Annotated in this window: 21 protein-coding genes; 7 read left to right on the top strand and 14 right to left on the bottom strand. The window is 61.0% G+C overall.

What is annotated here, in order from left to right:
* Positions 1-10: 10 nt before the first annotated feature.
* Both pgl and zwf read right to left on the bottom strand, forming a co-directional pair.
* Positions 11-724 carry a 6-phosphogluconolactonase gene (gene pgl / locus NL123_RS06645; protein WP_494357441.1) on the bottom strand — a complete coding sequence of 238 codons (714 nt, stop codon included), beginning with the start codon at positions 722-724 and terminating at the stop codon, positions 11-13.
* Positions 711-2,177 (bottom strand): glucose-6-phosphate dehydrogenase, encoded by a 1,467-nt coding sequence (gene zwf / locus NL123_RS06640; RefSeq protein WP_248483953.1) that lies wholly within the window; start codon positions 2,175-2,177, stop codon positions 711-713. The genes pgl and zwf overlap by 14 nt, the downstream gene beginning before the upstream one ends.
* A 218-nt stretch (positions 2,178-2,395) precedes the next feature.
* On the opposite strand from zwf, the gene NL123_RS06635 reads away from it, so the two are divergent.
* The gene (locus NL123_RS06635) at positions 2,396-3,256 is read left to right on the top strand and encodes a MurR/RpiR family transcriptional regulator (protein ID WP_172832156.1); all 861 of its coding nucleotides are present in this window, start codon (positions 2,396-2,398) and stop codon (positions 3,254-3,256) included.
* Between the two features lie 122 nt (positions 3,257-3,378).
* Here the strand turns inward: NL123_RS06635 and NL123_RS06630 are convergent, their stop codons facing one another.
* From NL123_RS06630 to NL123_RS06585, 10 genes are all read right to left on the bottom strand, one after another.
* Positions 3,379-4,224 carry a D-hexose-6-phosphate mutarotase gene (locus NL123_RS06630; RefSeq protein ID WP_071489446.1) on the bottom strand — a complete coding sequence of 282 codons (846 nt, stop codon included), beginning with the start codon at positions 4,222-4,224 and terminating at the stop codon, positions 3,379-3,381.
* 103 nt (positions 4,225-4,327) lie between these two features.
* Positions 4,328-5,674, bottom strand: coding sequence for a carbohydrate porin (locus NL123_RS06625; RefSeq protein WP_248483955.1), 1,347 nt, complete (start codon positions 5,672-5,674; stop codon positions 4,328-4,330).
* A gap of 85 nt (positions 5,675-5,759) precedes the next feature.
* Positions 5,760-6,920 carry an ABC transporter ATP-binding protein gene (locus NL123_RS06620; RefSeq protein ID WP_494357440.1) on the bottom strand — a complete coding sequence of 387 codons (1,161 nt, stop codon included), beginning with the start codon at positions 6,918-6,920 and terminating at the stop codon, positions 5,760-5,762.
* Positions 6,921-6,922: 2 nt separating this feature from the next.
* Positions 6,923-7,768, bottom strand: coding sequence for a carbohydrate ABC transporter permease (locus NL123_RS06615; protein WP_010208187.1), 846 nt, complete (start codon positions 7,766-7,768; stop codon positions 6,923-6,925).
* Complete coding sequence (locus NL123_RS06610; RefSeq protein ID WP_058423219.1) at positions 7,761-8,669, bottom strand: carbohydrate ABC transporter permease; 909 nt, start codon at positions 8,667-8,669, stop codon at positions 7,761-7,763. The genes NL123_RS06615 and NL123_RS06610 overlap by 8 nt, the downstream gene beginning before the upstream one ends.
* Positions 8,670-8,749: 80 nt before the next feature.
* Positions 8,750-10,036, bottom strand: a complete 1,287-nt coding sequence (locus NL123_RS06605) for an ABC transporter substrate-binding protein (protein ID WP_494357439.1) — start codon at positions 10,034-10,036, stop codon at positions 8,750-8,752.
* A 104-nt stretch (positions 10,037-10,140) separates the two neighbouring features.
* Positions 10,141-11,400 (bottom strand): D-mannose isomerase, encoded by a 1,260-nt coding sequence (locus NL123_RS06600; protein WP_494357438.1) that lies wholly within the window; start codon positions 11,398-11,400, stop codon positions 10,141-10,143.
* 115 nt (positions 11,401-11,515) lie between these two features.
* Positions 11,516-12,361 carry an ATPase gene (locus NL123_RS06595; protein WP_494357437.1) on the bottom strand — a complete coding sequence of 282 codons (846 nt, stop codon included), beginning with the start codon at positions 12,359-12,361 and terminating at the stop codon, positions 11,516-11,518.
* A gap of 114 nt (positions 12,362-12,475) precedes the next feature.
* Positions 12,476-13,474: an NAD-dependent epimerase/dehydratase family protein gene (locus NL123_RS06590; protein ID WP_248483964.1), complete on the bottom strand. Its 999-nt coding sequence runs from the start codon at positions 13,472-13,474 to the stop codon at positions 12,476-12,478.
* A 52-nt stretch (positions 13,475-13,526) separates the two neighbouring features.
* On the bottom strand, positions 13,527-14,420 hold the full coding sequence (locus NL123_RS06585; RefSeq protein WP_248483966.1) for a LysR family transcriptional regulator ArgP: 894 nt from the start codon (positions 14,418-14,420) through the stop codon (positions 13,527-13,529).
* Positions 14,421-14,518: 98 nt separating this feature from the next.
* Here NL123_RS06585 and NL123_RS06580 point away from each other — a divergent pair, with 98 nt between their 5' ends.
* From NL123_RS06580 to NL123_RS06570, 3 genes are all read left to right on the top strand, one after another.
* Positions 14,519-14,920, top strand: a complete 402-nt coding sequence (locus tag NL123_RS06580) for an ACT domain-containing protein (protein WP_494357436.1) — start codon at positions 14,519-14,521, stop codon at positions 14,918-14,920.
* Between the two features lie 5 nt (positions 14,921-14,925).
* Positions 14,926-15,525: a LysE/ArgO family amino acid transporter gene (locus NL123_RS06575; RefSeq protein WP_494357435.1), complete on the top strand. Its 600-nt coding sequence runs from the start codon at positions 14,926-14,928 to the stop codon at positions 15,523-15,525.
* A 178-nt stretch (positions 15,526-15,703) separates the two neighbouring features.
* Positions 15,704-16,300 (top strand): superoxide dismutase, encoded by a 597-nt coding sequence (locus NL123_RS06570; RefSeq protein WP_003212997.1) that lies wholly within the window; start codon positions 15,704-15,706, stop codon positions 16,298-16,300.
* A gap of 254 nt (positions 16,301-16,554) precedes the next feature.
* Here the strand turns inward: NL123_RS06570 and NL123_RS06565 are convergent, their stop codons facing one another.
* Complete coding sequence (locus NL123_RS06565) at positions 16,555-16,833, bottom strand: hypothetical protein (RefSeq protein WP_248483972.1); 279 nt, start codon at positions 16,831-16,833, stop codon at positions 16,555-16,557.
* Positions 16,834-16,844: 11 nt separating this feature from the next.
* On the opposite strand from NL123_RS06565, the gene NL123_RS06560 reads away from it, so the two are divergent.
* The 3 genes from NL123_RS06560 to NL123_RS06550 all read left to right on the top strand — a co-directional run bounded on the left by NL123_RS06560 (position 16,845) and on the right by NL123_RS06550 (position 21,999).
* Positions 16,845-18,896 carry a putative bifunctional diguanylate cyclase/phosphodiesterase gene (locus NL123_RS06560; RefSeq protein WP_248483974.1) on the top strand — a complete coding sequence of 684 codons (2,052 nt, stop codon included), beginning with the start codon at positions 16,845-16,847 and terminating at the stop codon, positions 18,894-18,896.
* A gap of 129 nt (positions 18,897-19,025) precedes the next feature.
* Positions 19,026-20,369, top strand: a complete 1,344-nt coding sequence (locus NL123_RS06555; protein WP_071489432.1) for an imelysin family protein — start codon at positions 19,026-19,028, stop codon at positions 20,367-20,369.
* Between the two features lie 175 nt (positions 20,370-20,544).
* On the top strand, positions 20,545-21,999 hold the full coding sequence (locus tag NL123_RS06550) for a TrkH family potassium uptake protein (RefSeq protein WP_248483976.1): 1,455 nt from the start codon (positions 20,545-20,547) through the stop codon (positions 21,997-21,999).
* Here the strand turns inward: NL123_RS06550 and NL123_RS06545 are convergent.
* Positions 21,956-23,014 (bottom strand): AraC family transcriptional regulator, encoded by a 1,059-nt coding sequence (locus tag NL123_RS06545; protein ID WP_248483978.1) that lies wholly within the window; start codon positions 23,012-23,014, stop codon positions 21,956-21,958. The genes NL123_RS06550 and NL123_RS06545 overlap by 44 nt on opposite strands.
* Positions 23,015-23,173: the final 159 nt, after the last annotated feature.

Below are 23,173 nucleotides of genomic sequence, written 5' to 3'. Positions count from 1 at the left end.
GATCCTTGGCTCATGGGCACCAGTAAATCTCTAATGTAGGTTGCAGAAACGCGCGAATCGGCATGGCAGCGACGTCATCACTGGCCAGCGCGGCGCTCAAGGTGGTCAATTTCGAGCTGCCGGAAATCGACAGCATCGTGTAGTTCGCCGTGGCCAACAGCGCGCGACTCATGGTCAGGCGCTGGTGCGGCACGGTCGGCGCCAGCATCGGCCAGCAACGACGGGTACCGTCGGGCTGCAAGGCCTGGCTCAGGTTCGGGCTGTCGGGAAACAGCGATGCGGTGTGGCCGTCATCGCCCATGCCCAGCACCAGCACATCGATGGCTGGCAATTCGGCCAGCAGGCGATCGGCCTGCTCGGCAGCGTCTTCGAGGTTGGCGGCAGCGCTGTACAGGCTCAAGAACCTGGCCTTGGCCGCCGGGCCTTGCAGCAGGTGCTGCTTCAACAGGCCGGCATTGCTGTCGGCATGTTCGACCGGCACCCAGCGCTCGTCGGCCAGGGTGATGGTGACCTTGGACCAGTCCAGGCCCTGCTTGGCCAGGTGCTGGAAAAACGCCACGGGGCTGCGGCCACCGGACACCACCAGGGTCGCTTCGCCACGGGCACTGATGGCCGTGCGCAGTTGCTCGGCCACGTCATTGGCCAGGCCTTCCGCCAACAGCACCGGGGTACGGTACTCATGAGGGGTTACACCCTGGGGCAGTTTCAAATCAGATATCGCCATACCACGACCTCCCGTCCCGCGTGATCAGTGCAATCGAGCTCATCGGCCCCCAGGACCCGGCCGCGTACGGCTTGGGCGCATCACCGGATTTCTTCCACCCGGCGATCAACTGGTCACACCACTTCCACGCGGCTTCGATTTCATCTTTGCGAACAAACAGGTTCTGATTGCCGCGCATCACTTCCAGCAACAACCGCTCGTAGGCATCCGGAATCCGGGCGCTGCGGTAGGTGTCGGAAAAATTCAGTTGCAGCGGGCCGCTGCGCAGTTGCATGCCCTTGTCCAGGCCCTGCTCCTTGGTCATCACGCGCAAGGAAATACCTTCGTCCGGTTGCAGGCGGATGATCAGCTTGTTGCTGATCTGCAGGCGCTGCTCAGGGGCGAAGATGTAGTGGGACGGTTCCTTGAAGTGGATGACGATCTGCGACAGCTTCTGCGGCATGCGCTTGCCGGTGCGCAGGTAGAACGGCACGCCGGCCCAACGCCAGTTGCGGATATCGGCACGCAGGGCGACGAAGGTCTCGGTGTCGCTCTGGGTGTTGGAGTTTTCTTCTTCCAGGTAACCCGGCACCGGCTTGCCGGCGCTGTAGCCGGCGATGTACTGGCCGCGCACCACCTGGGTGGTCAGGCCATCCGGGCTGATCGGCGCCAGGGCCTTGAGCACCTTGACCTTCTCGTCACGGATGCTGTCGGCGGACAGGTCGGCCGGCGGGTCCATGGCGATCAGGCACAGCAGCTGCAACAGGTGGTTCTGGATCATGTCCCGCAGCTGGCCGGCCTTGTCGAAGTAACCCCAACGGCCTTCGATACCGACCTGCTCCGCCACGGTGATTTCCACGTGGGAAATGTAGTTCTGGTTCCACTGGGTTTCGAACAGGCTGTTGGCGAAACGCAGCGCGATCAGGTTCTGGACGGTCTCTTTGCCCAGGTAGTGGTCGATGCGGTACGTGCGGTTCTCCGGGAAGAACTGCGCCACGGCGTCATTGACCTTGCGCGAGGATTCCAGGTCCGAACCAATCGGTTTCTCCAGCACCACGCGGGTGTTGTCCGCCAGGCCGACCTTGGACAGGTTCTCGCAGATGGCGCCGTACACCGCCGCCGGGGTGGCGAAGTAGGCGATCAGGCGCTGCTCGGTGCCGGCGATGTCCGCCAGGGCCACGTAGTCATCAGCCTTCAGGAAGTCGACGTGCACATAGGTCAGGCGCGCCAGGAAGCGCTGGGCGATGGTTTCGTCCAGTTCCTTGCCGACGAACTCTCGCAATGCGTGCTCGATGTGCGCCAAGTGCTGTTGTTCGGTGCCGGCTTCGCGGGCCAGGGCCAGAATGCGCGTGTCGTCGTGCAGCAGGCCGGCGCCATCGAGTTGATAGAGGGCAGGAAATAACTTGCGCAGCGCCAGATCACCCAAGGCGCCAAACAGGGCAAAGGTGCAGGGTTCTACGGTTATCGAAGGCATGATGTTTGTTCTTTTATCAAGTTAAGCTACAAATACCTTTTTTCAAGGCATCACTCAAGGAAAAATGTAGTAATAACCACAACATTTTCCCGAAATACGCATTCCGAGTGGTGGTGTTCAGCTACCCTCAGTAGGATAGGCCACCGCAAAAGGCCACTCGTCGATTGGTTGCCACCCTAATTTGCATCGTCGCCCGAAGGAAAGACTGAATGGACCGCGTGCGAAATCTTCTGGAACAGATCCGGAACCGCCTCGAAGAATTGAACAAGGCCGAGAAAAAAGTCGCCGAGGTCATCCTGCTCAACCCGCAGCAGGCGACCCGCTTTTCCATCGCCGCCCTTGCCCAGGCCGCCTCGGTCAGTGAACCGACGGTCAACCGTTTCTGCCGTTCGTTCGGCGTGAGCGGTTACCCTGAACTGAAATTGCAGCTGGCGCAAAGCCTGGCCAGCGGCGCAGCGTATGTCAGCCGCGCGGTGGAGGCCGATGATAACCCCGAGGCCTACACCCAGAAGATTTTTGGCAGCGCCATCGCGTCGCTCGACAGCGCCTGCCAGGCCCTGGACCCGGCCCTGATCAGCAAGGCCGTGGACCTGTTGATCCAGGCGCGGCAGATCCACTTCTTCGGCCTGGGTGCTTCGGCCCCGGTGGCGATGGATGCGCTGCACAAGTTCTTCCGCTTCAACCTGGCCGTTACCGCCCATGCCGACGTGCTGATGCAGCGCATGATCGCCTCGGTGGCGCACACTGGCGAGTTGTTCGTGATCATTTCCTACACCGGGCGTACCCGTGAGTTGGTGGAAGTGGCGCGCATCGCCCGTGGAAACGGCGCTTCAGTGCTGGGCGTGACCGCCGAGAACTCGCCGCTGGCCAAGGCCAGCACGGTGAGCCTGAACATTCCACTGCCCGAAGACACCGACATCTATATGCCGATGACCTCGCGGATCATCCAACTGACGGTGCTGGATGTACTGGCCACCGGCATGACCTTGCGTCGCGGGGTGGATTTCCAGCCGCATTTGCGCAAGATCAAAGAGAGCTTGAATGACAGCCGGTACCCGGTGGGGGATGAGTTCAACTAAGCCGGCCTTTGTGTTGGCTGTACTGGCCTCATCGGGGGCAAGCCCCCTCCCACACTTTGATCTGTGAATACATTCAAAATGTGGGAGGGGGCTTGCCCCCGATAAGGCCAGCAGCCACACTGCTATACCCCTGCTCGAGCCTGCAAACTCAAATGCGCCCTCTCCCCCGGCGCCAGGCTCGCCCCGGCCATCGCCGACTCCACGCACACAAACCCCGACGCCTCGTTGAAGCTCACGCCCAACAGCGGCCGGCTGCCCGGGTGCCACACCACCGTGTCGGCGCTGTCGCCGGTGTCGATGCACAGTTCGCGCTGCCAGGCGTGGTCCTTGAGCTGCAATTCGCCCTCGTGCTGGAACACCCGCTGGCAACCGCCCTCCACCCGCAATTCACCTTCCTGCTGGCAGACCTGACGATTGAGCTGGTCGTAACCTTGCGCACCGTCAAGCCCAGACAGCGCTATCTCATCAACATGACCAATACGCCAGTAAGCGTGCAATGCATGGCTCAGCTGGCACGGCAACTCATCCTGATGCTCGGTGCTCAGGCGCAGCTCCAGGGTTTCGCCCAGGTGCGCATGCAGGTCGACCTGCCAGTCGCACAGCTGCAATTGCCAGTGCAGGCGCACACCGTCGTCGTCGGTGCTGCTGTCGAGCAATTTCCAGTCGATCAAGCGCGCCCAGCCATGGGACGGCCAGGCATTTTCACTCGGGTGGCGGCCATACCACGGCCAGCACACCGGCACGCCTCCACGGATGGCACCGACTTGCGGCCACTTGGCGGCACACCACAACCAGGGTTTCTGGCCGGTCGGCTGAAAGTGCAGCAATTGCGCGCCTTGGCGACTGAACACCGCCTGGCACAGCGGATGATCGATCACCAACACGTCACGCATCTGGAAACGCTCCCAGGCGAACACCGGGCGCTCGCGCAAGGATTTGAAAAAGCGTTGCAGCGGTTGCTCATGCATGTGCCACAGTCCTGAAAATCATCACAATGCAGCCCAAAAAAAAGCGGATAGCCATGGCTACCCGCAAAATGCGCACAGAGAGAAGGAGCTTATCGCAACAGCGTTAGAACGTAGACTGAATTTTCAGGCCAGCCACCAACGCGTTGTCGACTTTGTCCACGCCGCCAGGCTGGACGACGTATTGCAGGTTAGGACGCACGGTCAGCCAGTTGGTGACGTGGAAGCCGTAATTGATTTCGAAGTTGTACTCGGTTTCGCGGATTGGCGTGTAAAGCGCATTGTCGTAGTCGTTCACGCCATTGGCGACGTTGAGCAGTTCGGCGTTTTTCTTCACGTCGTTGTTGACGTGCAGACGCGCGGCACCAATACCCACGTCGTCTTTTGGACGCGCATCGAATGGGCCTTTGTACACCAGCATCAACGACTGATAGTTGTCGACCAGGTTGGTTTCTTTGTCGTGGAAGGTGGCGTTGGCCGCGATGTTCAGACCGCGGGAAGCGTCGCCGTTGTGCGTGGTGAGCTGCTGTTGGGCAACGAACCAGTAGCCTTTCTTGCTGCTATGGGTACGGTAGGCGGCGCCAGTGGTCGCTGCATCGTTGCCGTTGATGTCTTCACGGACGTCAGAGGCATCAGCCGCGCTCTTGTAGTAACCCACACGGTATTCGCCCGGCAGGTTGTTGACCTTAGGCGACCAGACCAATTCCACCGGGATCACGGTGCCCTTGGTGCCACTGCCGCTGAGCTTGAAGCCGTTGCCGTGCTCCAGCTGCGATGGGTTCTGGTTGTATGCACCGATTTGCGCATACAGCTCAGGCGTGATGTTGTACTTCACGCGGATCGCGGCCTGGCTGACAGGCCAGTTGTACCAGGTGTTGACATAGTTACCCACTTGCGAACCGCAGAACGACAGGTTCTGGAAGTCGCACGGGAAGGTGTTGAAGTCTTCGCCTTCGCCGAAGTAACCGAGTTTCACGTCCAACTTGTTGTCGAACATCTGGTGCTGGATCCAGAACTGGGTCAGACGCACCATGTGGCCACGGCCGTAGACTTCCATCGAAGAACTCAGCGTGCCGGCACGCGGGTCGCCAATGCGGTCGTTGGAGATGTTCTGGCCATTACGGTTGGTCAACTGGATCTTGGCCTGGGTATTGTCCCAGCCCCACAGTTTTTGCAGGTCAAGTGCCACGCCGAGACCGAACTGGTCAGAGTAACGACCGGTCTTGTCGTGGTTGTAGCCGCCCTTGGCGTTGTAGCCCATCTCCCCAACGTAGTCAGCCTTGATGTCGATACCTTGCTCGATCAGCTTGGTACGCTCACCGCCCCAATCGCCGGTCATCCACTTGGAATCAGCGCTGAATGCATCGGCCGCCATCGCATTGGCGGACAGTACCAGGGCTGCTGCAGCTGACATTTGGCAGATCAGCCGAGTGTTGTTGTGTTGCTTTTTCATCCCTACATCCTCGTCTTTATTGTTATTAAACTGTTTTTATCTAACGCGGTTTACTTTTTTTATCTAAAACAACAACTTATCTGCTTCAGCGGCCTTTGAATTGGGCCACGTTGTCGGCATGCCCCTGTGTGGGCGATGAAGAAACAGTGCCCAGTCGCTCGCCCGTGTTGGCGTCGAACAGCAGTACCTTGGAAGGATCGAATTGCAGGGTCAGGGTCTCGCCCACCTGCGGTGCCACGTCGGGTGCCAGGCGGCAGCAGACCTTGGTGTCATTGAGTTGCACGAACACCAGGGTGTCCGGGCCGGTTGGCTCGGTCACCTGGACTTCGGCACGAATGCTCGACGCACTGTTGCCCTCGCCCGCCGCCAACATGATCTGCTCCGGACGCAGGCCCAGGATCACGTCGCGATCTTCCAGGCCGGCATCCGTGGTGTTCAGGGCCAGCTCACAACGCGCCTGGCCGCTGTCGAGCAATGCCACCAGGCGGCCGTCCTTGCGCTGCAGACGCAGCGGCACGAAGTTCATCGGCGGCGAACCGATAAAGCTCGCCACGAACTGGTTGGCCGGATTGTTGTAGATCTCTTTCGGCGTGCCGAACTGCTGGATGATGCCGTCCTTCATCACCGCGACCTTGTCGCCCAGGGTCATCGCTTCGATCTGGTCGTGGGTCACGTAGACCGTGGTGGTCTTGAGACGCTGGTGCATCAGTTTCATTTCGGTACGCATTTCGACACGCAGCTTGGCGTCGAGGTTGGACAGCGGTTCGTCGAACAGGTAGATCTTCGGCCGACGCGCCAGGGCACGGCCCATGGCCACGCGCTGTTGCTGGCCGCCGGAGAGCTGGCCAGGCTTGCGATTGAGCAGGTGTTCGATCTGCAGCAGCTTGGCCACCCGCGCCACTTCGGCGTCGATATCGGCCTGGGGCATCTTGCGGATCTTGAGGCCGAACTCGATGTTCTCGCGCACGCTCATGGTCGGGTACAGCGCGTAGGACTGGAACACCATGGCGATGTCACGGTCCTTGGGGCTCATGCCGCTCACGTCCTGGTCGCCGATCATGATCGCGCCGCCGGTGATGGTCTCAAGGCCGGCGATGCAGTTCATCAGCGTGGATTTGCCGCACCCCGAAGGACCGACCAGGATCAGGAATTCGCCTTCCTTGATCGACAGTTCGATGTTCTTCAAGGTGTCGGGCAGGCCGGCGCCATAGGTCTTGTTTACATTGCGAAGTTCAAGCGTAGCCATGATTACCCCTTGACCGCGCCGGCCGTGAGGCCGCGCACGAAATACTTGCCTGCGATCACATAGACCAGCAGGGTCGGCAGCCCGGCGATCATCGCCGCCGCCATATCCACGTTATATTCCTTGGCCCCGGTGCTGGTGTTGACCAGGTTGTTCAGCGCCACCGTGATGGGCTGGGAGTCGCCGCTGGAGAACACTACGCCGAACAGGAAGTCGTTCCATATCTGGGTGAACTGCCAGATCAGGCAGACCATGATGATCGGGGTCGACATCGGCAGAATGATCTGACGGAAGATGGTGAAGAAGCCCGCACCGTCCAGACGCGCGGCCTTGATCAGCGCATCCGGGATGCTCACGTAGTAGTTACGGAAGAACAACGTGGTGAACGCCAGCCCGTAGACCACATGCACAAACACCAGGCCGGTGGTGGTGCTGGCCAGGCCCATCTTGCCGAGGGTGAACGACGCCGGCAGCAGCACGGTCTGGAACGGCAGGAAGCAGCCGAACAACAACAGGCCGAAGAACAGCTGCGACCCCTTGAAGCGCCAGAACGACAGCACATAGCCGTTCAATGCACCGATGGCGGTAGAGATCAGTACGGCCGGAACGGTGATCTTGATCGAGTTCCAGAAGTAGCCGTCCACAGTCGCCCAGGCCTTGACCCAGCCGATACCGGTGACCACGGTCGGCCAGCTCAGCAGGTTGCCGGAGCTGATGTCTTCCGGGGTCTTGAAGCTGGTCAGCAGCATCACCACCAGCGGCACCAGGTACAGCAGCACGGCGAGGATCAGCACCGCGTAGATCGCGATGCGACTCAGGCTGATGGCAGGTTTGGAGGCGAGACTAGTCATGACGTTTGGTCCTCAGCTCGGAGTAGAGGTAAGGCACGATGATCGCGAGGATCGCACCGAGCATCAGGATGGCACTGGCCGAACCCATGCCCATCTGGCCACGGCTGAAGGTGAACGAGTACATGAACATCGCCGGCAGGTCGGACGAGTAGCCGGGGCCGCCAGCAGTCATCGCGGCTACCAGGTCGAAGCTCTTGATCGCAATGTGCGCCAGGATCATCACCGCACTGAAGAACACCGGACGCAGGCTGGGCAGCACCACGCTCCAGTAGATGCGCGGCAGGCTCGCGCCGTCGATCTGTGCGGCGCGCACGATCGATTGATCGACGCCACGCAGGCCGGCGAGAAACATCGCCATGATAAAGCCCGAGGCTTGCCACACAGCGGCGATCACCAGGCAGTAGACCACGCGGTCCGGGTCGATCAGCCAGTCGAGACGGAAGCCTTCCCAGCCCCAGTCACGCAGGAGTTTGTCCAGGCCCATGCCCGGGTTGAGCAGCCATTTCCAGGCGGTACCGGTGACGATCATCGAGAGCGCCATCGGGTACAGGTAAATGGTGCGGATAAAGCCTTCGCGACGGATTTTCTGGTCGAGGAAGATCGCCAGGGTCACGCCGATGACCAGGGTGATGCCGATGAACATCCCGCCAAACACCGCCAGGTTCTTGCTCGCTACCCACCAGCGGTCGTTGTCGAACAACCGCGCGTATTGCGCAAGGCCCGCCCATTTGTAGCTTGGCAGGAACGTGGAATTGGTGAACGAGAGTACAAACGTCCACAGGATGTAGCCGTAGAAGCCCACCAACACGATGAACATGCTGGGCGCCAGCACCAGTTTGGGTAGCCAGCGCTGCAGTGCATCGAACGGCGAGGCTTTGCTGAACACAGCAACAGAACTCATGGGGAAATCCAGTACAGGGAAAAAGGACTACAGGAACAAGCCTTGCGGGGGGCCAGGGAGTCCCCCCACAAGGTCAACCGTTACTTGGCGGACTTGATCGCAGCGCCAAGTTTCTTGGCGGTGTCGGCCGGGTCGGCTTTCGGGTCGTTGATGTAGTTGGTCACGACGTCAAAGAACGCACCTTGCACCGCCAGGGTCGTGGCCATGTTGTGCGCCATGCTTGGCTGCAGGCCGCCGGTCTTGGCGTCTGCCAGGAAGTCCTTGGCAGCGGTCTGGGCGCAGGAGTCGAAGCCGTACGAGTCCATTTTGTTCAGCATGTCGTTACGCACAGGGATCGAACCCTTGTTGATGCTGAACACTTTCTGGAAGTTTTCACCCAGCACGACTCTGGCAATGTCCTGCTGACCGGCAGCAGTGCCTTTGTCTTTCTGCTTGAACACCGCCAGGGAGTCGATGTTGTAGGTGAAGGCTTTGTCGGTGCCCGGGAAGGCTACGCACTCGTAGTCCTTGCCGGCGACTTTCTTGGCGGCGGTCCATTCGGACTTGGCCCAGTCACCCATGATCTGCATGCCGGCCTTGCCGTTGATGACCTTGCCTGCTTCGAGGTTCCAGTCCTGGCCTTTGCCGTCGACGTCCATGTAGGTCGCGACTTTCTTCAGCTCGGTCAAGGCCTTGACCATTTCCGGACCGGTCAGTGCGGCGTTATCCAGGTCGACCAGGGCTTTCTTGTAGCCATCGGCACCCATCACCGAGAGCACCACCGCTTCGAACACGGTGCTGTCCTGCCAAGGCTGGCCACCATGGGCGAGCGGAATAAAGCCGGCTTTCTTCAGCTTGTCGCCAGCGGCGTAGAATTCTTCGAGGGTGGTCGGGTTCTTGGTGATACCGGCTTTCTTGAAGACTTCCGGGTTGATCCACAGCCAGTTCACGCGGTGGATGTTGACCGGTACGGCGACGTAGTCACCTTCGTACTTCACGGTATCGGAGACTTTCTTGTCGAGCAGGGAGTCCCACTTTTCTTCTTTGGCGACGTCCTTGAGCACGTCGGTGTCGAGCAGGCCGGTGGACGCCCATTCCTGGATGTCAGGGCCTTTGATCTGGGCAACGCCTGGCGGGTTGCCGGCGACTGCACGGCTTTTCAGCACGGTCATGGCCGTGGCGCCACCGCCACCTGCAACGGCACCGTCTTTCCAGATGAAGCCGTCTTTCTCAACTTGGGCTTTCAGGACATCTACAGCCGCCTTCTCACCACCCGAGGTCCACCAATGCACAACTTCAACCGTACCTTTGGAGTCGGCGGCAAATGCACTGAGGGGAAACAACGAGGCAATGGAAATAGCGACGGCGAGGCGATTAATCGCGTTCATCTGAGTACCTTTTCTTGTTGTTATGCATGCAAGTCTTAGGCTTGCGCTGCACGGAGTTTAAACAGGGTTTTTTGAGGCGCAGGTAACAAAGGGATGCACAAATGTCACCAGTTAGTGACATAGCGCCCAGCCCCGATGGCACTGGCCATGCTGGGTGCCAAGGGCAGTGCAGGCAGCACGACCGCTTGCCACGCATGGTACAGGTCCGGCTTGCCGCCCCATATTTTGCTGCTGGGTTGGTTGTGCGGGCTGAGTTCGTGGTGCCAGCTGCCGTGGATGCGGTCGATAAAGTGGGTTTCGCAGAACTCCCAGAAACGCCGGTACCAGGTTTCGTAATGCAATTCGCCGGTGCGTTTGAGCAAGGCCTGGGCAGCGGCGCTGGCTTCGGCGTGGGTCCAGTGCAGGCGTTCACGCACCACCGGGCGGTGGTTCCAGTCCAGGGTGTAGACGATGCCGGGGGCGCCGTCCACCGCCCAGGCGTACTCGCAGGCACTGGCGAATAGGCCTTTGGCGTCGGTCATCAGCCATTCGGGTGTGGCGAGCCCGGCTTGCAGGCGCGCGGCCTCAAGATGCAGCACCAGCCGCGCCCACTCGAAGCCATGGCCGGGGGTGATGCCGTAGGGGCGGAAGCCATCGGCGGGGTTGTCTTCGTTGTAGCCGAGCAAGGGTTGCCAGGTGGTGTCGAAATGCTCGATGACCATGAACTGGTTGCCGGCAGCGTGGGTGTGGATCACACGTTCGACGATCCGCAGGGCGCGGTCCAGCCAGCGTGTATCGCCGGTCACATCGGCCAGGGCGAGGAACGCCTCGGTAGCATGCATGTTGCTGTTGGCGCCGCGGTAGGCTTCGACGCCGCTCCAGTCCTGGGCAAAGGACTCAAGCATCACGCCCTCCTCTTCACTCCAGAAGAACTGGTCGATGATATGGATTGCGTCATTCAGCAGGTTTTGCGCGCCGCAAGCGCCCGCCACCACCGCCGAGCTGGCGGCCAGGGCGACAAAGGCGTGCAGGTAGGCGGCCTTACCACGGTTGTCGTCGACGGCGTGGGCCGTGGCGAACCAGCCACCGTGCTCACTGTCGCGCAACGGACCGCTGAGGGAGGCAACCCCGTGTTCAATCAGTTCGGCGTAACCGGGCAACCCCATGGCGTGGGCCATGGCGAAGCTGTGGGTCATGCGGGCGGTGTTCATGGTTTCGGCGCGGGCATCGGCCGGCAACCGGCCTTGGTCGTCCAGGTTGCCAAAGCCGTCGGGCAGTCGAGACGCCTTGGCAAACGCCAGCAGGCGCTGGCCTTCGGCAGCGAGCCAGACGTGATGGGCAGGCGCGTTCAGCCAACTGCTGGCAGGCAGTGGTTGGGTGGTCATGGGTGGCCCTTATTATTGTTTGTGGGATGACCGGAGTCTAAACAAGGGCGCGGTGGGGGCAAGTAACGAAGGGGATGGGAAATGTCACCGAGTGGTGACATTTCCATCAGAGACTTTATTGCCCGAGCGGGGTGACTCTCGCCGGCGCGTTGAGCTGCTGGTTGAGGGTCTGCACCTGGCTCTGCAAGGTGGTGATGTTGCGCGTGGTCTGGATACGGAACACATCGAACTCCTTGTTGGTGGGCGCATCGCTGTTGGCCGACGCTGCGTCCTGGGCGCTCTTGAGCACCACGAGGTCCTGTTCGATACGGGCGATGGCGGCGCTGGGGTTGCCCTGTTTCTTCAATGCGGCCACGTCGGCGGTCAGTTCCTTGATCTCGTTATCGCGCTTGGCCGCATCACCTTGTGCCGCCTTGAGCGTTGCCACGGCGTCGGTCAACGCCTGGACCTGGCCTTGCAGCTTGCTGTTGGCGTTGGACAGGTCAGTGGTGCTGGCGGTCATTTGCGCCAGGCGCTTGTCCAGCTCGGTGGCCTGGCCGGCCACACCGACTTGCTGCTTGCCCTGCTCCAGCAGCTGGCTTTCAAGCTGCTTGATCTGCAGTTTCAGCGCTTCGCTGCCGTTGTTGACGCTGGCCTCGCTGGCCACCACCTTGCCGGAAATATCCTGCAGGCGCCCCGCCGCTTCTTCGCTGATGCGCGCAAAGCTCTCCTGGGTGGCCACCAACTGCTGGCCCATCAGGGAGATCTGCTGGAAGCTCCACCAGGCCAGGCCCGCAAAGGCGATCAGCAGCGCACCGATCAAGGCCCACAACGGGCCGGTGCTGGCGCTCTTGACCTTGACCACCTTGGGGTTGCGCGAACGCACCGAGGTGGCCGGGGTAGGCTCGAAATCATCGTCATCCCCGACATCGGCCCGCAGGCTGGGAACGTTGTCGAAGTCGTCTTTAGCATCGTTACGCATGAATCAACCCTGAATCGGTGAGGTGGCGAGCGACGGGAGTATAAACCGCGTTCCCGGCGCTCTGATCGACCCGGAACGCCGAATTCGGTTCCCGAAGTGTTGCCTGTTGTGTGCTTACTTCAACCCAGGGTCCTGGGCCTTCCACCAACTGCAGAACTCGTCGAGGGCGGTCCACAGGCTGACCTTTGGCTCGTAATCCAGATAATGCCTGGCGCGGCTGATGTCGAGGGTGAAATCTTTGTTCATCACTTGCATGCCCAGGCGCGACAACGCCGGCTCCGGACGGCCCGGCCACATCGCACAAAACGCTTCGTTGAGCGCCGCCACGCTGTAGGACAAACCGTAGGACCGATACCGCGTCACCTGCGGTAGCTCCATCTGGCGCATCACGTAGTTCACCACATCCCACACCGGCACTGGGGTACCGTTGCTGATGTTGTAGGCCTTGCCCAGCGCCGAGCCCGTGGCGAGCAGGCTGCTGAGCAGCGCTTCGTTGAGGTTGTGCACACTGGTGAAATCGACCTTGTTGAGGCCGTCGCCGACGATGGCCAGACGATTCTTGCGCTGCATTTTCAGCAAGCGCGGGAAGATACTCATGTCACCGGCGCCCGTGACGAAGCGCGGGCGCAGGGCCAGGACTTCGAGGCCGAACTCCTGGGCACCGAACACCTTCTGCTCGGCTAGGTACTTGGTAGCGGCATAGGGGTGTTTGAAGCGTTTGGGCACTTGCTCTTCGGTCAGGCCCAGATGATCGCGCCCATCAAAATAAATCGACGGCGACGACAGGTGCACCAGCCGGCCGACACGCTCCTTGAGGCAGGCTTCGACGACATTTTCGGTGACCAGCACATTGCCCTGATGAAAGTCCTGATACTTGCCCCACAACCCGACAGCGCCGGCGCAATGCACCACGGCTTCGACATCGCGGCAGAGGTCGCGCACCAGGTCGGCGTCATTCAAATCACCCTGGATAAACTCGGCGCCGCGCCTGACCAGGTGCTCCACACCTTCGGCACGTCGCCCGTTGACCCGCACGTCCAGGCCCTGCTCCAGGGCGAAACGCGCAAAGCGCCCGCCGATGAAGCCGCTTGCGCCGGTGACCAGAATCTTCATGTATTACCCCATGTTCTTTCGTTTTTCATCGCTGTTGCCTTGACGCGCGTCATCACTCCAACGGCACCAACCATTGGCCACACGCCTGGGCCAGATGATCGGTCAACAAGCCCAGCAGTTGCCCGCCACTGCGCCAATGATGCCAGTACAACGGCACATCGATGGGCTTATCTGGCAATAACTCGACCAAGAGGCCCTTTTCCAGTTGGTCGCGTACCTGCAATTCCGGCACCAACCCCCAGCCCAGGCCCGCTTCCGTGAGGCGGATAAAGCCTTCGGACGATGGGCATAAATGGTGTTCGAAACCGCCATCCACACCGAGGGATGCCAGGTAGCGGTGTTGCAGGAAATCATCCGGACCGAACACCAAGGCCGGTGTGCGTGCCAGTTGGTCGGCGCGCACGCCGTCGGGAAAATGCCGGGCAATAAAGGCTGGGCTCGCCAATGCCCGATAACGCATGGCCCCCAGCAACAGGCTACGCGCCCCGGCCACCGGGCGCTCGCTGGCGCAGATGCAGGCCGCCACCTCACCGGCACGCATGCGCTTGAGACCTACAGTCTGGTCCTCCACCACCAGATCCAGCAGCAGATGCTGCTCGGCGCAAAAACCACTGACGGCCTCGGCCCACCAGGTGGCTAGGCTGTCGGCGTTCAACGCGATGCGCAGGCGTTCGGGCATGCCTTCCTCATCCAGGGCCGGCACGTGGCTTTGCAGGTCGCGCTCCAGCAAGCGCACCTGTTGCACATGGTTGAGCAGGCGACGGCCAATATCGGTGGGCGTCGGCGGCGTGGCCCGCACCAGTACCGGCTGGCCGATGCGCGCCTCCAGCAGCTTGATGCGCTGGGAGATCGCCGACTGCGACAGCCCCAGCACCTGGGCGGCGCGCTCGAAGCCCGCCTGTTCCACCACCGCCGCCAGGGCGGAAAGCAATTTATAGTCGAACATCAGTTTCTCTAATGAGCGATCAGCAATATTGGTTTTTCTTATACAGCCTGCGCCCTGAGAATAGCCAGCATCGCTTCTCTCTTTACAAGGAACCTCCCATGGCTGGCGAAACCGCCCTGGCAACCCTGCTGCGCAGCATGAGCCCCCATCTGAATGACGGCGACTATGTGTTCTGCACCCTGCCCGATCAGCGTATCCCCGCCGGTTGCGAGGTAATCGGCAGCTTCCGCGAACAGGAGGGCCTGACCCTGATCGTCGAATGCCAACAGGCGGAACGGGCTGGCCTGGCCTTTGATTACGTCGCCGCGTGGATCACCTTGAACGTGCATTCAGCCCTGGAAGCCGTGGGCCTGACCGCCGCCTTCGCCAGCGCGCTGGGCCAGGCCGGCATCAGTTGCAACGTGATTGCCGGCTATTACCACGACCACCTGTTCGTCGGCCGTGCCGATGCCCAGCGTGCCATGCACGTGTTGCAGCAACTGGCGGCAAACGCGGAGTAGACCCTATGTGGCAGAGCTATCTGAATGGTTTGCTGGTCGCCCTCGGCCTGATCATGGCCATCGGCACCCAAAATGCATTTGTGTTGGCGCAAAGCCTGCGCCGCGAACATCACTTGCCAGTAGCCGCGCTATGCGTGGTGTGTGATGCCCTGCTGGTGGCCGCCGGGGTGTTCGGCCTGGCGACGGTACTGGCACAGAGCCCGATACTGCTGGCGGTCGCACGCTGGGGCGGCGCGGCTTTCCTGATCTGGTACGGCGCCTGCGCACTGCGCCGGGCCTGTTCGAAACAGAGTCTGGATCAGGGCGGCAACCTGCAGGTCCGCTCGCTGCGCGCGGTGATGCTGAGCGCACTGGCCGTGACCCTGCTCAACCCGCACGTGTACCTGGACACTGTGTTGCTGATCGGCTCACTCGGCGCCCAACAGACCGAGCCCGGCGCCTACGTGGCCGGTGCCGCCAGCGCATCGTTCCTGTGGTTCGCCACCCTGGCGCTCGGCGCGGCGTGGCTGGCGCCCTGGCTGGCACGCCCGGCCACCTGGCGCCTGCTGGACCTGTTGGTGGCGGTGATGATGTTCAGCGTGGCCTATCAATTGATCAGTGCCTGAGGAATATTCCAAAACGCTCTGGAACCTCTATCCCACACAGTTGTTGCGTGGTTTTGCCGCACCCCCGGTGCTATGATCCGGACCCTGCGCCGCAAAGAGTACAAACTCCCCGGCGCTTGTTTGGCCGCCCGTGATCGGCCTTGCGCTCACCGCAACTGACCTGATTAGGAGATTTATCATGGCTTTCGAATTGCCGCCGCTGCCCTACGCACACGATGCCCTGCAGCCGCACATCTCCAAGGAAACCTTGGAATACCACCACGACAAGCACCACAACACCTATGTCGTGAACCTGAACAACCTGGTGCCAGGCACCGAGTTCGAAGGCAAGACCCTGGAAGAGATCGTCAAGTCCTCTTCGGGCGGCATCTTCAACAACGCTGCCCAGGTCTGGAACCACACCTTCTACTGGAACTGCCTGGCGCCAAACGCCGGCGGCCAACCTACCGGCGCGCTGGCTGAAGCCATCAACGCTGCGTTCGGTTCGTTCGACAAGTTCAAGGAAGAGTTCACCAAGACGTCCGTCGGCACCTTCGGTTCCGGTTGGGGCTGGCTGGTTAAAAAGGCTGACGGTTCCCTGGCCCTGGCCAGCACCATCGGCGCCGGCAACCCGCTGACCAGCGGCGATACCCCGCTGCTGACCTGCGACGTGTGGGAACACGCCTACTACATCGACTACCGCAACGTGCGTCCAAAGTATGTGGAAGCGTTCTGGAACCTGGTCAACTGGAAGTTCGTGGCTGAGCAGTTCGAAGGCAAGACCTTCACTGCCTAAGCACTGCTTGCAGTAAAAAAAGCCCGGCAAATGCCGGGCTTTTTTGTGGTTGAAATCAATGCTGGATAGTTGGAACTCACTGACATGAATCGGCCACCCAGCAAGTGAGAGAAATAACTCTCTCAGTTCATGCAGGAGAGTACGCAATGGATCCGTTATCGATAGCGTCAGCTATTACAGGGATTGTGCCGCTGACAACTAAAATCGCCGATGTAGTAGGTAAAGGTCTGGACTTGGCGGGAAAAGGCGTTGACTTATTTAGCAAGGTGCTGGATTTGAATAGCAAAGACGGGAATGAGCCAGCGAGCAAAATCTGCAACGACGTTCATCAGAAGAATACGGCTCAGATTACTTTTAATTCCTAAAACATCCTTCAACCCCGCGCGGGATCCGAAAATGCGTTCGCTTTCGCTTTCGCTCCCGCCCCCTTCACTCGACAGTGTCCAGATTCCTTCAAGCCCCAATGTTCCTTTGACTGCCATGCCCAGATTGCCAATACTCATGGCATATTGAAGGCCACCCGCATGAGACAAGGAATGCCCCTTTGAAGCTGGAACTCAAAAACAGCTTGTCGGTGAAGTTGCTACGGGTTGTGCTGCTGTCGGCATTGATCGTGGGCGTCGCGCTAAGCGTGGCGCAGATCGTTTTTGATGCCTACAAGACGCGCCAGGCCGTAGCCGGCGATGCCCAGCGCATCCTCGACATGTTTCGCGACCCCTCCACCCAGGCCGTCTACAGCCTGGACCGCGAGATGGGCATGCAAGTCATTGAGGGCCTGTTTCAGGATGACGCCGTGCGCATGGCGTCCATCGGCCACCCCAACGAAACCATGCTGGCGGAAAAAAGCCGTGCCTTGCAGCAAGCGCCCAGCCGCTGGTTGACCGATCTGATCCTTGGCCAGGAACGCACCTTCACCACGGCGCTGGTGGGCAAAGGCCCCTACAGCGAATATTACGGCGACCTGAGCATCACCCTCGACACCGCGACTTATGGCCAGGGCTTTATCGTCAACTCGGTGATCATCTTTATTTCCGGGGTGCTACGTGCCCTGGCCATGGGCCTGGTGCTTTACCTGGTCTATCACTGGCTGCTGACCAAGCCGCTGTCACGGATTATCGAGCACCTGACGTCGATCAACCCTGACCGCCCCAGCGAGCACAAGATCCCGCAGCTCAAGGGCCACGAGCGCAACGAGTTGGGTCTGTGGATCAACACCGCCAACCAGTTGCTCGAATCCATCGAACGTAACACCCACCTGCGCCACGAAGCGGAAAGCAGCCTGCTGCGCATGGCCCAGTACGACTTCCTCACCGGCCTGCCGAACCGCCAGAAACTGCAGGAACAACTGGACAAGATCCTCATCGACGCCGGCCGTCGGCAACGGCGCGTAGCGGTGTTGTGCGTGGGGCTGGATGACTTCAAGAGCGTCAACGAGCAGTTTACCTACCAGGCCGGCGACAAACTGCTGCTGGCCCTGGCCGACCGCCTGCGCGCCCACAGCGGTCGCCTCGGCGCACTCGCCCGACTGGGCGGCGACCAGTTCGCCCTGGTGCAGGCCGATATCGACCAGCCTTACGAGGCCGCCGAGCTGGCACAAAGCATCCTGGACGACCTGGAGGCAGAGTTCGCCCTCGACCACGAAGGCATCCGCCTGCGCGCCACCATCGGCATCACCCTGTTCCCGGAAGACGGCGACAGCACCGAAAAGCTGCTGCAAAAAGCCGAACAGACCATGACCCTGGCCAAGACCCGTTCGCGCAACCGCTATCAGTTCTACATCGCCAGCGTCGACAGCGAAATGCGCCGGCGCCGCGAGCTGGAAAAAGACCTGCGCGACGCCCTCAGCCGCGACCAGTTCCACCTGGTGTACCAACCGCAGATCAGCTATCGCGATCACCGCGTGGTCGGTGTGGAAGCGCTGATCCGCTGGCAGCATCCCGAGCATGGCCTGGTACCGCCGGACCTGTTTATCCCGCTGGCCGAGCAGAACGGCACGATTATTCCGATTGGCGAGTGGGTGCTGGACCAGGCCTGCCGGCAATTGCGCGAATGGCACGACCTGGGCTTCACCGACCTGCGCATGGCGGTCAACTTGTCCACCGTGCAACTGCACCACACCGAGTTGCCACGGGTGGTCAATAACCTGATGCAGATCTACCGCCTGCCACCGCGCAGCCTGGAACTGGAAGTCACCGAAACCGGCCTGATGGAAGACATCAGCACCGCAGCCCAGCATCTGCTGAGCCTGCGCCGTTCCGGGGCGTTGATTGCCATCGATGACTTTGGCACCGGTTACTCATCCCTCAGTTACCTGAAAAGCCTGCCCCTGGACAAGATCAAGATCGACAAGAGCTTTGTCCAGGACCTGCTGGATGACGACGACGATGCCACCATCGTGCGGGCCATCATCCAGTTGGGCAAAAGCCTGGGCATGCAGGTGATCGCCGAAGGCGTGGAAACCGCTGAGCAAGAGGCCTACATCATCTCCGAGGGCTGCCATGAGGGTCAGGGTTACCACTACAGCAAACCCTTGCAGGCCCGGGAGTTGGCGGCATTTCTGAAGCAGTCGGAGCGTAACAACGCGGTAATTCTTTGACCGGCCAAAACGATACTGAATATTTCCCGCGTATAACCCTTTACACAAAATGCAAATCTTTCGCATTATGTCGCAGTTTTTTGCGCTCCCCCCGCGCGCCCCATCAACAACCGAAGCAGGATGTTCGCCATGATTCGTATGCCCCTGGCCACCGCCAGTCTGCTGGCCATTGCCATTTCTCTCGCCGGCTGTGGCGAAGGTAAAGACAAGGCCGCAGCGCCACAGGCGCCGACCCCGGCTGCCAGCACTACCGCTCCAGCGGCTGCCACCCCTGCCGGCCAGGTCGACGAAGCGGCTGCCAAGGCCGTGGTCGCGCACTACGCAGACATGGTGTTCGCGGTCTACAGCGATGCCGAGTCCACTGCAAAAACCCTGCAGACCGCGATCGACGCGTTCCTCGCCAAGCCGAACGACGAAACCCTGAAAGCCGCACGTACCGCCTGGATCGCCGCCCGCGTCCCGTACCTGCAAAGCGAAGTGTTCCGCTTCGGCAACACCATCATCGACGACTGGGAAGGCCAGGTGAACGCATGGCCGCTGGACGAAGGCCTGATCGACTACGTCGACAAGTCCTACGAGCATGCCCTGGGTAACCCGGGCGCCACCGCCAACATCATCGCCAACACCCAGATCCAGGTCGGCGAAGACAAGGTCGATGTGAAGGACATCACTCCGGAAAAACTCGCCAGCCTCAATGAGCTGGGCGGTTCCGAAGCCAACGTCGCCACCGGCTACCACGCCATCGAATTCCTGCTGTGGGGCCAGGACCTGAACGGCACCGGCCCAGGCGCCGGCAACCGTCCTGCGTCGGACTACCTGACGGGCGACGGTGCCACCGGTGGCCACAACGAGCGCCGCCGTACTTACCTGCGTGCCGTGACCCAACTGCTGGTCAGCGACCTGGAAGAAATGGTCGGCAACTGGAAACCCAACGTCGAAGACAACTACCGCGCCACCCTGGAGGCAGAACCTGCCACCGATGGCCTGCGCAAAATGCTGTTCGGCATGGGCAGCCTGTCCCTGGGCGAGCTGGCCGGTGAGCGCATGAAGGTTTCCCTGGAAGCCAACTCGCCGGAAGACGAACAGGACTGCTTCAGCGACAACACCCACAACTCGCACTTCTACGACGCCAAGGGCATCCGCAACGTCTACCTGGGCGAGTACACCCGCGTCGACGGCACCAAAATGACCGGCGCCAGCCTGTCGTCCCTGGTGGCCAAGGCCGACCCGGCTGCCGACACCGCCTTGAAAGCGGACCTGGCGGCGACCGAAGCGAAGATCCAGGTCATGGTCGACCACGCCAACAAGGGTGAGCACTACGACCAGTTGATCGCGGCCGGCAACGATGCGGGCAACCAGATCGTGCGCGACGCTATCGCCGCACTGGTCAAGCAGACCGGTTCGATCGAAGCGGCAGCGGGCAAGCTGGGCATCAGCGACCTGAACCCGGATAACGCTGATCACGAGTTCTGATCCAGGTGGGAGGGGGCTTGCTCCCGATAGCAGTGTGTCAGTGAAGCACGTGTTTACTGACACATCGCCATCGGGGGCAAGCCCCTCCCACATTTGACTGCATTGCCTCAACCCCGGTTTACATGCCCCGCACCCCAGGTAGAATGGCGCCTCTGCCCTATCTCGAGTGAATTTCATGGCGTTGCCGACCCTGCGCATCATCGGTTTCATCATCGGCATCTTCCTGATCACTCTCGCGATCGCCATGGTCGTGCCCATGGCCACCCTGGTGATCTTCGAACGCACCAGCGACCTGCCCTCGTTCCTGTGGGCCAGCATGATCACCTTTCTCGCCGGCCTGGCCCTGGTGATCCCCGGTCGCCCGGAGCATGTGCACCTGCGTCCACGGGACATGTACCTGCTGACCGTCACCAGTTGGGTGGTGGTGTGTGTCTTCGCCGCGCTGCCCTTTCTGCTGACCCAGCACATCAGCTACACCGACTCCTTCTTCGAAAGCATGTCCGGCATCACCGCCACCGGTTCCACGGTGTTGAGCGGCCTGGACACCCTGTCGCCGGGCATCCTGATGTGGCGCTCGCTGCTGCACTGGCTCGGGGGTATTGGTTTTATCGGCATGGCGGTAGCGATCCTGCCGCTGCTGCGCATCGGTGGTATGCGCCTGTTCCAGACCGAATCTTCGGACCGCTCGGAAAAAGTCATGCCCCGCTCGCACATGGTGGCGCGGCTGATCGTGGCCGCCTACGTGGGCATCACCATCCTTGGCAGCCTGGCGTTCTGGTGGGCCGGCATGGGCCTGTTCGACGCGATCAACCACGCGATGTCGGCGATTTCCACCGGCGGGTTCTCCACCTCGGATGAATCCCTGGCGCACTGGAAACAACCGGCGGTGCACTGGGTAGCGGTGGTGGTGATGATTCTCGGCAGCCTGCCGTTCACCCTCTACGTGGCCACGTTGCGCGGCAACCGCAAGGCACTGATCAAGGATCAGCAGGTACAAGGTTTGCTCGGTTTGCTGATCGTGACCTGGCTGGTGCTCGGCACCTGGTACTGGTGGACCACCAACCTGCATTGGCTCGATGCCCTGCGCCATGTGGCGCTGAACGTGACCTCGGTGGTCACCACCACCGGTTTCGCGTTGGGGGACTACAGCCTGTGGGGCAACTTCTCACTGATGCTGTTCTTCTACCTGGGGTTTATTGGTGGTTGCTCGGGCTCGACAGCCGGCGGGATCAAGATCTTCCGTTTCCAGGTCGCCTACATCCTGCTCAAGGCCAACTTGAACCAGCTGATTCACCCGCGCGCGGTGATCAAGCAGAAGTACAACGGCCACCGCCTGGATGAAGAGATCGTGCGTTCGATCCTGACGTTTTCGTTCTTCTTCGCCATCACCATCTGCGCCATCGCCCTGGCCTTGTCGCTGCTGGGCCTGGACTGGATGACCGCCTTGACCGGCGCCGCCAGTACCGTATCCGGTGTCGGCCCGGGGCTGGGGGAAACCATCGGCCCGGCGGGTAACTTCGCCAGCCTGCCGGATGCGGCCAAATGGATCCTGTCATTGGGCATGCTGCTCGGCCGACTGGAGATCATTACGGTCTTTGTTCTGTGTATTCCGGCCTTTTGGCGTCACTGACAGCCGAGGTTTCCAACAACCGCGCCCGGTATTCGCCGGGCGTGGCATCGAACCAGCGACGAAACGCACGGAAGAAGTTACTCGGGTCGGCGAACCCCAGCAGGTAGGCGATTTCCAGCAAGGTCATGCTCGGCTGCGCCAGGTATTGCTCGGCGAGTTCGCGACGGGTGTCGTCGAGCAGGGTCTGGAAGCTGGTGCCCTCCTCCTGTAGCCGCCGCTGCAAGGTGCGTTGTGACAGGTGCAACGTCTGGGCCACCACTTCACGCTTGGGCTCGCCCTGGGGCAACAGCCGGCACAGCACTTGCCGCGCCTTATGGGTCACGCGGCTTTCCGAGAAACGCGCCAGGTATTCACCGGCAAATCGATCATGCAACAGCGCCATGGCCTCGTTGGCCGTGGGCAGCGGCGCTTCCATGTCGGCCCGCTCGAAAATCAACGCGTCGTAGGGTGCGTTGAACTCCAGGGGTGCGTGGAAGGCTTGTTTGTAGGGTGCCAGGTCCGCCGGCTGATCACCTTGCAGCACCACCTTGCGCGGCTGCAGGGTGCGGCCGGTGAGCCAGCCACACAGCGCCAGGGCACTGGCCAGCGAGGCTTCGGCGCTTTGCCGGGTTGGCGGCAGGTGATCGCCATGCACCGTCAGAATCAGCGCATACCCTTCGGGGATCAGTCGGAAACTCAGGTCGGCACTTTCAGCGATGATGCGCTGGTAACGCACCAGGCGCATAAAACCCTCGGCGAGGGTGTTGCTGGACATCAGCGCATAGCCCGCCACATGAAACGACGCCGGGCGCACCACCTTGCCCATGTTCAGGCCAATCGCCGGGTTGCCCGACAGCTCTACCGCGCGCTGCCATAGGCGGGTCATGCAATCCTGCGGGAACCGCGCATCGGGATCATTCAGGGCGGCGTAGTCCAGGCCCAGTTGCTTGAACAAGGCGCGGCAATCCAGGCCGTCCATTTCCAATGCCTTGACTATCCCCATCGCCCAGCTTGCAGAAGTTGTTCGTTCGCTCATGGCGTCTTCTTAATAAAGCAGGCTCAAACGACAGCCAGGAAGCCAAGGATACTAAAGTGGCATCTATTGTCACTGGCTGTTACTACTGATCACTCTAGACTCAAATAAGCTCCCCGCCGAACATCTGTTGGGCGGCATAACCACCAAAGGGCCGGCCAC

It is taken from the genome of Pseudomonas sp. FBCC-B1565 (assembly GCF_059133265.1).
The sequence above is the reverse complement of the archived record's forward strand: the minus strand, read 5'-3'. Positions and strand labels throughout refer to the sequence as shown.